We start from the raw sequence: 12150 nt of genomic DNA, 5'->3' as shown, positions 1-12150 counted from the left end.
GAATTCAGATGAATTCGTTGATCAGGTTCTCGATGAACTCTTGCCGCCCCGAGGTTCGCTTCGGCTCACCATGGCGGAGCGTGTGGTCCACGCAGTCCTCAAGTGACTTCTGCGAAGCCAGGACCTTCTCGCCAAACTTCTCTGACCAGCTTGCGTAGCGCTCTTTCACGAGGTTGTCCAAGCGGCCGTCTTCGATCATGGCGTGAGCGATCTCTAGTCCGCGAGCGAAGGCGTCCATACCGCCTATATGGGCGTAGAACAGGTCGGCTGTGTCATGAGACTGTCGACGGACCTTGGCATCGAAGTTGAGGCCGCCTGTGGTGAACCCACCCATCCTCAGAAGTTCAAGGCAGATCTCGGTGGTGAGATAGATGTTGGTTGGGAACTGATCGGTGTCCCATCCGATGAGTTCGTCGCCTCGATTGGCGTCGATGGATCCCAACGACTCCGCATCGCGTGCAACCCGCATCTCATGGAGCATGCTGTGACCTGCAAGGGTCGCGTGGTTTGTCTCTAGGTTGAGCTTGAAGTGCTTGAGCAGTCCGAACTCCCGTAGGAAGTTGAGGCAGCTTGCCGCGTCGCTGTCGTACTGGTGCGTGGTCGGCTCTTTGGGCTTTGGCTCGATGTAGAACTGGCCGTGGAACCCGATCTTCTGGGCGTACTCCACTGCCATCCACAGAAGCTTCGCAAGCTGCTCGCGCTCCTGGCGCATGTTGGTGTTATGGAGGGTGTCGTACCCCTCACGTCCTCCCCAGAAGGTGTATCCCAGGCCGCCGAGCTTGTGGGTGGCGTCCATTGCGTACTTCACTTGGGCAGCCGCGTAGGCGAACACGTCGGCATCTGGGTTGGTGGCTGCGCCTGCTTGGTAGCGAGGGTTGCTGAAGAGGTTGGCCGTTCCCCAAAGAAGCTTCACGCCGGTGGATTTCTGCTTCTCTACGGCATATTCGACGATGGTCTCCAAGTTCGAGACACTCTCCGAGAAGGTGGCACCTTCTGGAGCGATGTCGCGGTCATGGAAGCACCAGTAGTCCACACCAAGCTTGGTGAAGAACTCGAACGCCGCGTCCATCGTGTCTTTGGCACGCTGGATCGGGTCAGCAGCTTCTTCCCAGGCGCGGAGCATTGTCGGTGCGCCGAAGGGGTCTTGCCCGGTGCCCTTGAAGGTGTGCCAGTAGCTCACCGCGAAGCGAAGGTGCTCGCGCATGCTCTTACTGCCTACAAGCTTTTCTGGGTTGTAGTACTTGAAGGCGAGCGGGTTCTTACTATCTTTGCCTTCGTAGGCAACAGTGCCGGAGACTTCTGGGAAGTAATTCATGATGCGATTGGGGAAGGCTACCTAGCTGAATCGGGATTTTATACTTTGATAAATATCTTATTCCGATACATCCAATAAAGCACTACCCACCACGTGGCGACGAGTGCGCTGCCTTGTAAAACACTACTCCAGGTGGGTCCGGCAACCTCAAACACACGCTGGCCTAGGTGAATCTTCCAGGAGTCAGAAACCAGTCCATTGAACAGCTCATGCGCGGCATAGATAAAGATGGAGTTGGTGCCGATGACCACCAGCGGGAAAGCCCACTTTTGACGCCGCTGAACATCGATGACCCAATAGAAAGCCCCTAGCAGGAGGAAGCACCAACCGCCACTGAACAACACCCAGCTTGGAGTCCAGATTCGTTTGACACTTGGGCAGATGCCGAGGAGGTCCAGCGCGGCCCCCAACGCAATGTACCCGACGCCCCAAATAACCAGTCGCCTGACGGTCTCTTTGGACTTGCCCATGTCCTTCAACCAACCTCCGGCAAACAACCCGAGGATCATGGTGCCAAGCGTAGGGATGAAGCTGAGCGTCTGGTAGCCGCCATCGTTGTAAAGAAACATCTTCTCGCGTGGAAACAGGTTGAGAAACCACTTGTCGAACCCGTTCGCCAGGTTCGTGTTCATGTTCCAGTGAGCCAGGAAACCTTGTGCAGGCTTCACCTGATCGAGAGGCACCCCTGCGATGGTGTAGTCAAAACCTGGGTGCGGGGTGGGATAGAGGGCAAAGGCCAACCAGTAACCAACCAAGATAACGGCGAAAGCCCCCAACTGAAAACGGAACGACTTGAGGCTCAGCAGGAACAGAAATATGTAGCCCAAGCCTATCTGGCTGAGGGTGTCTTCAAAGGTCCAGTAGGTCATCTTCCCACCCACCGATCTCAGGAAGACGCCAAGCAGCACCAACACCACAGACCTGACTACGGCATGACGGAACATGCTGGCAAAGGAGTCACCTTTTGCTTTGCGGCTTGCAACGGAATAGGTGAGCGCCACACCCACCATGAAGCTGAAAGACGGCTGAATAAGATCGTGGAGAGAGCAACCCGACCACCAGACGTGATCGGAGTGGAAGGCAATGAACTTCCAGAAGGGGCTATTGGGGATGTGCTGTGGAATCTCCTGGAGGTTCATCGCCTCCAGGAGGATGAGGAGCATCACGAAGCCACGGTAAGCGTCCAGGGATACCAACCGTTCGGGCTTCGGAGTCATTATTTTCCTATTGTAAAGCTTCCGTTCAATTTAATGTCTTCTGCGCTGGCTGCAACCATGATTTTGAACTCGCCGGGATCTCGAAGCTCAAGTGCTTAATCTCGCCTGGCTGGAAATCGACCTATTGGAAGAGGTCCTCATTGGGCACTTTGAAGCGTATGAGGTTCGTGGTGGCGTCCTTGCTGCCAAGATCGGTCGACACGAACCCATAGCTTCTCTTGCCGAACACGCAGTCGAGTTTAGCGGCGCTAACCGTTCCATTCTCGAACTGCGTCATATGGCCGATCTTCTCGGCAAGAGTCAGATCGCTCACCCTCTTTTCGACAGGCAGCTTGACGGCAATCATCTTCTTTTACTTGTCGAACGGGTTAGAGCTGAAATAGACCTTGAACTCTTTCAGATGGGACGAGGTGTTGTGCTGTCGCGGCAAGAGCCGGATTCCGGCAGCCTGAACCTCCGCTCCCAAATCGATCACGATTCGGTGAGGCGCACCTGAGTGCGGCGCGCTCCAGATGGAGTGCCAGATGGAATCGGCATCGCCATCCAGGAGGTTATCTGCAGAACCATCTTCTGCGAGGACCTCTTCGCTGTCGGTGAACGCGATTTTCCACTTGGATCGGTTGAGGGCCTTCCCGTTGGCATCCACCAGCTCTAGCTCTGCCAAGGACTCGAAGTCTTCACCCGCATAGCTTGAGAGCGCTTCGAAGCACAGGTATCGACCTGATTTCTCCGCAAACTTGAAGGTTTGAGGTCCTTCATCTTTCGAGAGAGTCGCGCTGAGTACCTGGTCCGCCTCGGTTGGCTTCGGAGTCTTTTCGAGCTTGACGCGGGGGCGCTTGTTCGCCTCAATCGGCGGCTCTTTGCGCAGATCCGTGAGGATCGGCTCCGCGAGTCCCGCCACACTTGGATCTTCCGCCTTGAGCATCTCGAAAACGGTGATGTCGTTCTTGCCCTTCCGCAGCCAAGGACCCGGAACGTACAAAGTCTGCTGCGGTCCAATCCACCAGTAGCGACCGAGGTTGTGTCCATTGACGAACACGATTCCCTTAGTCCAGCCACGCATGTCGAGGAACGCGTCTCCCACTTTCTCAAGGTTGAAGGTTCCCTTGTAGAAGCTAGGACCTCCATTGTTCGCGCCGTCCAGCTTGACCTTCTCCGGATTGAGCATGGGCAAGGAGTACATGTCCCATCCCTTAAGCTCTTCTTCCGCCAGAAGAACCTTCTCCGTAATTCCCTTGTGGTTGTCAGGGATCTTTCCGCCGTAGTTGATGCGACCGCCGTTCTCTACGAGGAGATCGAGGGTTGCGCCACCTGCAGGGATTTCAATATCCATGGTCTGCTGCTTTCGGCGGCGATCCAAGGTCCCCACGGTCTTTCCGTTCACCAGAACGACTGCAAAGTCGCGCAGGTCTTTCAGCTGGAGCGTGGACTTCTGAGGACCGGTCACACGGGTTCGGTAAAGCACGTAACCGTAGGCCTGCCCGAGCTCCTCCATGTTCTTGGTGGTCTCAGAGTGAACTGGCTTCGGAAGCGTCCCAAACAGACTGCCCGATTGAGTCAGTTTGAAGCGAGGAATCTCGACCACCGGATTGGTGGCAGGAATAGCTGGAAGCTCCTTCCCGAGATGCCTAGCGATCGAATCTCGGAAGCCAAAGAACTTCTTCCGAGGTCTACCAGCCTCATCGAGAGGGGCGTCATAGTCGTAACTGGTGATGCTCGGGGCGAACGCTCCGCCGAAGTTTGCGCCGTTCATGAACCCGAAGTTGGTGCCGCCATGGAACATATAGAGGTTCACAGAGGCGTCGTGGTTGATCAGCCAATCGAACGATTTCACGCCGCCTTCAGTAATCGACTTCGGCTCGCCCCAGTGGTCCAACCATCCGGGATAGAACTCGGGAACCATGTAGGGGCCGCCGGGGGTGTACTTGTCGACTGTTTCCTTGAGGCCCGGACCGCCACCACCATTGACGCCTGCTACGGTGCCTGGGACCCACGCGCCAGCAAGCTGCCCGCCGCCTTCTGCGACGAAGAGTGGCACGTCGTACCCCACTTCCTTGATCATGTCGCGGACCTTCGCCATGTAGGTGTGGTCGCTGCCATAGGAGCCGTATTCGTTCTCCACCTGAACCAAGATGATGTTGCCGCCCTTCGTGATCTGGAGCGGAGCGGTCTCTTTGGCAAGCGCCTGGAGATACTTGCGGCTGTAATCCAGGAACCGAGCATCGTCTGCACGAATGGTCATCCCCTTCTCGTTGAGCAGCCAATAAGGGTAGCCACCGAATTCCCATTCAGCGCAAACGTAAGGGCCGGGGCGGACCAGGACGTACATCCCCTCTTCCTGACAAATCTTTACAAAGCGGGCAATGTCCGCGTCTGCTTTAAAGTTGAATTTGCCTTTTTCTGGCTCGTGGATGTTCCAGAAGATGTAGGGCGCAATGGCATTGAGTCCCATCGCCTTGGCCATGCGGATGCGGTGTCGCCAATACTCTTTCGGGATGCGGGAAGGGTGCATCTCTCCCGAAATGATTTGGAACGGCTTTCCGTCGAGTAGGAACTTGCCGCCTTGGACGACGAAGGTGTGCTTTGCTTGCTGCGAAGCGTGGGCCTCTACACTAACCAAACTCAAGGTGAGCGTCGCTAGGGCAGCGCACAAAAATCTCTGCGTTGATCTCATCATGGCTTTTACAAAGGGTGACTTTACCGATTAAATTACACTTTGCCACATGCCTACGCTCGAATGAAAGGGAGAGTCCTCTGTGTGCAACGGTTCGCGTGGACGATCGTGCATTTTCCAGCCAAAAAGACAGCGAAGGCTACAGAATTCCATTGTCTAAGCACCTAAATATTATCAAGTTAGTTATGCAGTCTCGGCTTGGAATTCCCTCCTAGCTCTTCGATTATCGTCTTTAGATATAACGTGTTAGCCACCACGTTCACCCGAGTTTTCGTATTCAAATTGCCCTTCCTTCGCAAAATTGATGGATTCTAAACCACTAACAACCTCTTAATCTTTGCATGCAACATTATCAACGCACTCAGATGAACGCGCGTACACATCGTTCATTTTGAACTCAAGGTAAGTCCATGCATAATCCTTCCCGCAACCGAATCCAACGTCTCTCAGGTTTCACCTTGATCGAGCTACTCGTTGTCATAGCGATCATTGCAATTCTCGCAGCGATCCTGTTCCCCGTCTTCGCGCAGGCGAAGGCTGCTGCCAAAAAGACTGTCTGTCTCAGCAACGAGAAGCAGATTGGCACCGCGATGATGATGTACGCAGGCGACTACGATGACGTGTTCGCGATGGATCAGCTGGGCAAGATCAGCGTAACGCTCTCTAACGGCTCAGTGGTTCAGCACGACTTGACATGGTTGGTAGCCATTCAACCCTATGCCCAAAAAGCGAACGTGGATGACCGAGGCAAGTCCGTCACAAAGGGTGACGAAACGGGCAGCTCGGTTCAGATGTTCATCTGCCCAGCGCAATCTGCCGATCCGCGTGCAGCGATGTTTGCCGACGGCTCCCCTCGTCCAGATGCTGCCGGCGTAGGCGTCTCCTACGCTTTGCCTGGTACGTTCCACGTGTCCCGCTCACAGAGTCAGTTCACCAACGTCGCCGGGACGATCATGGCGACTGAGCAGTACTTGAACTTCGCCAACACCTACTTCTACCCGGTTGACTGGGAAGGAACGTTTGGAGGCACGGTTACCACCTACGGCCCAGGACGTCTCGGTGCGACTTCTGACTGCCGCTTCGACCGAGCTACCGACTGCGGTTCCTACAAGGCACACCCCGATGCCATGCCCGGAATTCCCGCATTCATCTCCAACCTGGGAACCTGGCACGACAAGGGCCTGAACATGGTGTTCACCGACGGCCACGCTAAGTTCACGAACAAGACCCAGACCTACAAAACAGATGGTTCCTACTCGATGTGGACAATCTCGCAGGCGTGGTGCCGAGACGGCGACGCTACCTGTCCAAACCCATAAACCGACTCAGTCTGTCCGAGAGATTCTCCCGGACAGACTCCTAATGCCGGTCAGTTCTTGACTCGGGTTCGTCGGCGAAGAGCCAACAGTCCGAATCCAAGTACGGAGAACGTGATGGGCTCCGGAACCGCTTTGGGAGTGATCGCAATGGTGAAGTATCGGACATCATTGAGCGGACCATCTGTCCAAATGAAATGCGCCGATGGATCGATGCCGGACACATTGCCCCATGGACTAGTGCCTCTTATTCCAAGATCGGTTACAGCAACAGATGTCCCCCCGAAACCGACGAGGCTTGCAGTCCAGTCACTCGCATTCGTCACCAGAGACTGCGTGCCGTTTCCAAAGGCAAAGTCGGTGTCGCTGAGCGACATGCTGGCGATGAACATGGAAGGTGCCCCGTACAGATCTTTCGCAGCAACTTGCAGATAGTTGGTCACACCTGGCGTCAATGTGATGGAGCCTGTGGTGGTGGTATACCAAGCTGAGCCACTTGAGAATGTGGTTCCAGCGGCCGTCGAGATGGTGGACAGCGAAGCGGTGTACGCATCGTCGGCAGTGCCTGCAAACGAGAGAACTGTTGCCGAGGCAACGTTGGTGAGCGCGAAAAGTGCAATTCCGATTCCGGTCTTGGTGGTGGTCATACGAACTACTCCTCTATGGAAATGAATGAGATAGGATGCCGGTATGCTCCGGCCTAAATTAATTTGCCACAGCTTCCACGCCGTCCATTCCGGAACAAGAATTATTCGAGAACTTGCACCACGTACTCTATCTTGGTTCACGCTTTTCTTAACGGTGTGTACGTGAAAAGAACCTATACTTAGCTCGATGTCATTGATCGGAGACGAGATACGACATATAAGGATTGCGAGAGGCCTAAGCTGCCGAGAGCAGGCAAGACAGGGTGGCGTACACCATGCAACCCTCTTGCGATGGGAATCAGGAGTGTCAACTCCTAGCTACTCGGCGCTGGCAGAGTATCTTCGATTACTGAATTTGCCGAGGACTGAGCTAGTCCGAATTCTCGATCTGCTCCAATCCACGCGCGGAGTCGACGTGCTGGCAAATCCGTGTCTCACACCTCCCGTCGGAACTCCCACAAGAGGCGACCTCATTAGAACTGCGCGTCGTCGCGCAGGAATTTCGCAGGCTGAGATCGCGGCCCAAATGAAAGTTACGCAGGGAACGGTTTCCAAGTGGGAGTCTGGAGCGAGCTGGCTTGAAGAAGAGCGGCTCCCAGAACTGTGTAACGTGCTCCCTTTATCGCCGGACGAAGTCAGTGCCTTGCTCTCTCCAAACCTTGCATGGAAAGGACTCGGTGAAGCCGATCTTGACGCCTGCATCGAAAGTTATGTGGCCTATTGCTCACAATGCACCGTTCATGACCGAGACGATGCCGAGCTTTGGGCACTCGCCCTAACGCACCGGCTGCATGAAATCGCCCGCACAGATCCAGGCGCACTCCGCCCTCTCTCCTGGCTTTATGCTTCCCGCTCATACGGACTGCTGGTACGAGGACGAAACCGCGAAGTGGTCGCCGTCGCTCGTCAGGCAATTTCCATTGGCAAGGAAATCGGATTTGATCTCACTTCCGGCTACGCCTACTGGGCTATGGCCAGAGCTCAAATCGAACTTGCCACAGGGAATGCCGATAGCATTTCACGCGTATCACGCATCTCTAAAGCTGCTAATTCGACCCTATCGAGAGTGAACTCGCCTTATGCGGGCTATATCGACGGTCTCCTCTGGTCTCTGCGCGGAGACTTTGAAGTAGCTGACGAACACATCAAGCAGACTGCTATTCCTCTGCATATCCCCAACGACGGAGGCCTGTTCAGTTCCTTAAGCGAGGCTTACTGGTATGGCATGGCGCAGACCATCCGCCCGATGCTTGCCCTCAAGACGAAGCAATGGGAGCGCGCCTTAGACGACCCATCTCGGGACCTAAAAGAGCTGCCGTTGTTGTGCCTGATTACAAAAAGCTACCAAGTGGCTGCGGCCACTCAGCTCTCGCCCAAAGTCCCCGAGCGAGAGATTCAGGCACTCCACAAAGAAGCCGATTCGCTCGACCTCGGATTTGCACTCCAATCCATCCTCACGCACATCCGAAGCCTCGGCGTCAAGCTGCCGACTCTTGCCTAACTACCGGATGGTGCGGGGGACGTGGATGCTCCTGGCGTTTTATTGGGATTCTGCCCAAGCTTCGTCCCGCCGCCTGGGTACTTCTTATCAAGCACTTGGGGCCCCTCGGAACTTGAGCCGCAGCCGGTCACAACAAAGATACAAACAGCAGCAAGTAGAACAGCTTTTGGATGATGCGAATTCATGAAAACTCCTTAATGAGAAGGGAGCTGTAAAAGTGCTTACAGCTCCCATTGAAATGACTATTCGAGTGGCTTTCTTCCCGCACAGTCAGGGTATCCGCTCACATCTTTGGTTGTGAGGTACTGATAGATACAGCCGTTGACATCCTTGCTTACATTAGCCTCAGCCGATCGTAAACGCTGTCACCGTCATTGAAGCACTTACATCCGCCGATGCGTTGGCCCCACTAGTGCTCCCAAAACTGATTGTTTCGTAGAGAGGCATCAGAATGTAGCCAATGTACTTCCCTGAAGCGGTGTCATAGTTCCAACTAGCTGAGCCCGCGTAAACATAGTCTGAAAGAGGGATATCTGTATTGACACCATCGATATAGACACCTAATCCTCGGCCTGTTGATTGCACCGCTGCTTGCTCTCCAAAGGAAGTTGATGCGCTCAAATTCAATTTGCCAGCTGTTCCGGTAACCGATAACCTCGTGAACACATGCCCTCTTCTTTTGAACACTGCAGTGATGCTACTTGGAGGCGGCTCTCCAGCGTAACTAGGTGTACAAGAAATTTTATATCGGTAAATCGTATTAATGAGCGACGTGTAAAGCGTCATACCTGTCGGGGTTACACCCCCGAATGCGGAAACTTGCGAGGTACACGTCAGACCGTAATAGCTAGAACCGCCACTGGGCGACATATGCGAAGGAAAACTCGATGTATAGGACGTTGGCCCGACAAGTTCCAGCGTCTCAAACGCAAGAACGTTGGACAGAGAAGTGGCTGCAACTCCGAATGCACCGAAAACTACAAGGAGGATCTTTTGCATTTACCCATCATACAGTATGTCTGTAACCTCTCAAACACTCTCTCATGTACTACTTATGCGCTAGCGAATCGAGACCATCTGTGACTTAAGCTACCAAGAGGCATATCGACCCAGCAGGTGCAAATCAGTGTGAGGAGAGGAATTTCCAGGCCCTGCGTTCGATCCAACCCATTCGCTCCCAAATCGTCATATCTCATCGTGTCAGAGCGGCTCTGCTCAGGCACGAGTCTTCTAGTGCAGCAACCACATGGGTAAGGTTGAGTGTCAGCAAGTCATGCCCCAAATCACGGCAAGTTAATAGATCGTTGCCACCATGGGTAACGGACTATTCTTTGCCTAATGTGTTGAGCATTCTAAGTCGCCGACACAACAATGCCAAGAAATTCAGACATCAAGATGCTGGGAAGCACAAACTTTCTGTAAATGGTCAGACCAAATTGCAGTACTAAGCGCTGACGACTTCGATTTCTGGGTCGCCCATCGCAGCCAGAACTTCTCGCGCGTCGACTTGGTTCTCCACTTTCTCGTCCACACGGATGTGGCCGTCCTTGAAGCGGATGACTCGCTTGCAGTGCTGTGCGATGTCTTCTTCGTGCGTGACGATCACCACGGTCTTACCCTCGCGGTTCAGTTCTTGGAAGACCGCCATGATCTCTTCACTAGTCCGAGAGTCGAGGTTTCCTGTAGGCTCGTCGCCTAAAATCAGAACGGGTTGATTGACGATGGCTCTTGCAATGGCCACGCGCTGCTGCTGTCCACCCGAGAGCTCGCTTGGCTTATGATCCATTCGCTGCCCAAGCCCCACCATCTCCAGCGCTTTCTTCGCGCGCTCGTGACGGTTCTTGGCACCGGCGTACATCAGCGGGAGCTCCACGTTCTTTATGGCGCTGGTTCGCGGGAGCAAGTTGAAGTTCTGGAAAACGAACCCGATGTACTTGTTGCGGACGGTCGCAAGGTCGTTGTCACCCATGGTAGCAACGGCTTCGCCATTCAGCAGGTACTCGCCCGAAGTAGGCCGGTCGAGACAACCAATCAGATTCATAAACGTGGACTTGCCCGAACCTGATGGGCCCATGATGGCGACGAACTCGCCTTCTTGGATCTCGACACAAATGTCTTTGAGAGCATTCACCACTTGGTCGCCCATCACGTACCGCTTGCTGAGATTATTGACCTTGATGATTGTGTTGCTCATTTCGTTTTGCTAGTCAACCACACTCGGGTTGAGATTGTAAGTTCGTGGCGTCAGACTGCGGCTAAAGACCTGAAGTTACTCGTATCGTAACGCCTCAATTGGCTGCAGACGACTGGCTCTCATCGCCGGATACAGGCCAAAGAAAAGCCCAACCCCGGCAGAGAAGCCGAAAGACATAAAGATCGCTTGTGTGTTGACCGTAGGTGGCACCTTCAGCAGTCCTGAGATGCTGATGACGGTGATGATGCCGAAAACGATACCAATCATTCCACCAACCGTACACATAACTACGCTTTCCAGAAGGAATTGCGCAAGGATGCTGTGCCGTTTGGCTCCAATTGCTTTGCGAAGTCCAATCTCGCGGGTCCGCTCGGTGACTGAGACCAGCATGATGTTCATGATGCCGATTCCACCCACCAGAAGCGAGATGGACGCGATGCCCGCGAGCAGAATGCTCAGGAGCTGCGTCTGCTTCTGCATCGTCTCGATCCACTCACCCTGGTTGATAACCCTAAACAGCGGCTCGCCACTCACGTTCTTTCGCTTCTTGCCCAGGCTGTCTTCGACCTGCTGTTGAACAGTCGGCATCAGGTCCGCCGACTTGCTTTGGATCATGATGGTGTCGAGGTTGCGTCGACCTAGAAGCCTGTTCTTAGCCGTGGACAGAGGCACATAGATCTGATCATCTGGGTTCCAGTTGCCACTTCCGCCCTTATAGGCAACCACCCCAAGAACCTCAAAGTTCTGATTCTTGATTCGGATGGTCGCACCCACGGCGTTGTCATCGCCGAACAACTCTTGATAAGCCACCCATCCGAGCACACACACGCGGTTTGCTTTGGCCTCGTCCGCCATGGTGTACCACTTACCTTGGTGCATGTGGGTTGCGTTGCGGATGATCGCGATCTGTGGCTCGCCCCCGCTCACCTGGGTCATGTAGTTCGTGCTCTTATACTTGGCCATCGCGCGCGAACCAACCGACCCCGTGATGAATTCGACGAGCGGAACATCGCGTTTGACGAGTGGAACGTCCTCGTCCTTGAGGGTTGGAATATCGCCTGCCATTCCAACACCACCGCGCCGCCAGTTCGGCATGACCATGAGCATGTTAGTGCCCATGACCTGAATCTGTTCCATCGACTTTCGCTTGGTGCCTTCGCCGATGCCGATCATGGCAATCACCGAACCAACTCCAATCACAACGCCCAGCATGGTCAGGAACGACCGCAGCTTGTTTGCTGTGATCGCCCTGAGTGCTGTTCGGATGCTATCGCCGATGTTCATAG

Annotated in this window: 11 protein-coding genes; 2 read left to right on the top strand and 9 right to left on the bottom strand. The window is 54.4% G+C overall.

The genetic code is table 11. The features are described from left to right. Positions 1–4: 4 nt before the first annotated feature. The 4 genes from xylA to ACZ51B_RS13760 form a co-directional block, all read right to left on the bottom strand. Positions 5–1318, bottom strand: coding sequence for a xylose isomerase (gene xylA / locus ACZ51B_RS13775; RefSeq protein WP_464297186.1), 1314 nt, complete (start codon positions 1316–1318; stop codon positions 5–7). Between the two features lie 35 nt (positions 1319–1353). After that, complete coding sequence (locus ACZ51B_RS13770) at positions 1354–2532, bottom strand: acyltransferase family protein (RefSeq protein WP_464293910.1); 1179 nt, start codon at positions 2530–2532, stop codon at positions 1354–1356. A 121-nt stretch (positions 2533–2653) separates the two neighbouring features. Further along, positions 2654–2878: a hypothetical protein gene (locus ACZ51B_RS13765; RefSeq protein WP_464293909.1), complete on the bottom strand. Its 225-nt coding sequence runs from the start codon at positions 2876–2878 to the stop codon at positions 2654–2656. Positions 2879–2884: 6 nt separating this feature from the next. Then, the gene (locus ACZ51B_RS13760; RefSeq protein WP_464293908.1) at positions 2885–5209 is read right to left on the bottom strand and encodes a beta-galactosidase; all 2325 of its coding nucleotides are present in this window, start codon (positions 5207–5209) and stop codon (positions 2885–2887) included. A gap of 407 nt (positions 5210–5616) precedes the next feature. On the opposite strand from ACZ51B_RS13760, the gene ACZ51B_RS13755 reads away from it, so the two are divergent. Continuing rightward, positions 5617–6525: a DUF1559 family PulG-like putative transporter gene (locus tag ACZ51B_RS13755; RefSeq protein WP_464293907.1), complete on the top strand. Its 909-nt coding sequence runs from the start codon at positions 5617–5619 to the stop codon at positions 6523–6525. 50 nt (positions 6526–6575) lie between these two features. On the opposite strand, the gene ACZ51B_RS13750 is transcribed toward ACZ51B_RS13755, so the two are convergent. Then, positions 6576–7169: a hypothetical protein gene (locus ACZ51B_RS13750; protein ID WP_464293906.1), complete on the bottom strand. Its 594-nt coding sequence runs from the start codon at positions 7167–7169 to the stop codon at positions 6576–6578. 187 nt (positions 7170–7356) lie between these two features. Between ACZ51B_RS13750 and ACZ51B_RS13745 the strand changes: the two genes are divergently transcribed. Continuing rightward, positions 7357–8670 (top strand): helix-turn-helix domain-containing protein, encoded by a 1314-nt coding sequence (locus ACZ51B_RS13745; RefSeq protein WP_464293905.1) that lies wholly within the window; start codon positions 7357–7359, stop codon positions 8668–8670. Here ACZ51B_RS13745 and ACZ51B_RS13740 read toward each other — a convergent pair. The 4 genes from ACZ51B_RS13740 to ACZ51B_RS13725 all read right to left on the bottom strand — a co-directional run bounded on the left by ACZ51B_RS13740 (position 8667) and on the right by ACZ51B_RS13725 (position 12148). Then, the gene (locus tag ACZ51B_RS13740; protein WP_464293904.1) at positions 8667–8855 is read right to left on the bottom strand and encodes a hypothetical protein; all 189 of its coding nucleotides are present in this window, start codon (positions 8853–8855) and stop codon (positions 8667–8669) included. The two genes, ACZ51B_RS13745 and ACZ51B_RS13740, sit on opposite strands and share 4 nt — an antisense overlap. A gap of 160 nt (positions 8856–9015) precedes the next feature. Next, positions 9016–9669, bottom strand: coding sequence for a hypothetical protein (locus tag ACZ51B_RS13735; RefSeq protein WP_464293903.1), 654 nt, complete (start codon positions 9667–9669; stop codon positions 9016–9018). A 445-nt stretch (positions 9670–10114) separates the two neighbouring features. Further along, positions 10115–10864, bottom strand: a complete 750-nt coding sequence (locus ACZ51B_RS13730; RefSeq protein WP_464293902.1) for an ABC transporter ATP-binding protein — start codon at positions 10862–10864, stop codon at positions 10115–10117. A 75-nt stretch (positions 10865–10939) separates the two neighbouring features. Then, the gene (locus ACZ51B_RS13725) at positions 10940–12148 is read right to left on the bottom strand and encodes an ABC transporter permease (protein WP_464293901.1); all 1209 of its coding nucleotides are present in this window, start codon (positions 12146–12148) and stop codon (positions 10940–10942) included. Positions 12149–12150 lie beyond the last annotated feature (2 nt).

The organism is Fimbriimonas sp. LA-C6 (assembly GCF_055398105.1).
The sequence above is the reverse complement of the archived record's forward strand: the minus strand, read 5'-3'. Positions and strand labels throughout refer to the sequence as shown.

Excerpts from the sequence above, each read along its gene's own strand:
- ACZ51B_RS13765 (WP_464293909.1), bottom strand. The coding sequence starts at position 2,878 with ATGATTGCCGTCAAGCTGCCTGTCGAAAAGAGGGTGAGCGATCTGACT.
- ACZ51B_RS13730 (WP_464293902.1), bottom strand. The coding sequence starts at position 10,864 with ATGAGCAACACAATCATCAAGGTCAATAATCTCAGCAAGCGGTACGTG.
- ACZ51B_RS13740 (WP_464293904.1), bottom strand. The coding sequence starts at position 8,855 with ATGAATTCGCATCATCCAAAAGCTGTTCTACTTGCTGCTGTTTGTATC.
- ACZ51B_RS13760 (WP_464293908.1), bottom strand. The coding sequence starts at position 5,209 with ATGATGAGATCAACGCAGAGATTTTTGTGCGCTGCCCTAGCGACGCTC.
- ACZ51B_RS13735 (WP_464293903.1), bottom strand. The coding sequence starts at position 9,669 with ATGCAAAAGATCCTCCTTGTAGTTTTCGGTGCATTCGGAGTTGCAGCC.
- ACZ51B_RS13750 (WP_464293906.1), bottom strand. The coding sequence starts at position 7,169 with ATGACCACCACCAAGACCGGAATCGGAATTGCACTTTTCGCGCTCACC.
- ACZ51B_RS13725 (WP_464293901.1), bottom strand. The coding sequence starts at position 12,148 with ATGAACATCGGCGATAGCATCCGAACAGCACTCAGGGCGATCACAGCA.
- ACZ51B_RS13770 (WP_464293910.1), bottom strand. The coding sequence starts at position 2,532 with ATGACTCCGAAGCCCGAACGGTTGGTATCCCTGGACGCTTACCGTGGC.
- ACZ51B_RS13745 (WP_464293905.1), top strand. The coding sequence starts at position 7,357 with ATGTCATTGATCGGAGACGAGATACGACATATAAGGATTGCGAGAGGC.
- ACZ51B_RS13755 (WP_464293907.1), top strand. The coding sequence starts at position 5,617 with ATGCATAATCCTTCCCGCAACCGAATCCAACGTCTCTCAGGTTTCACC.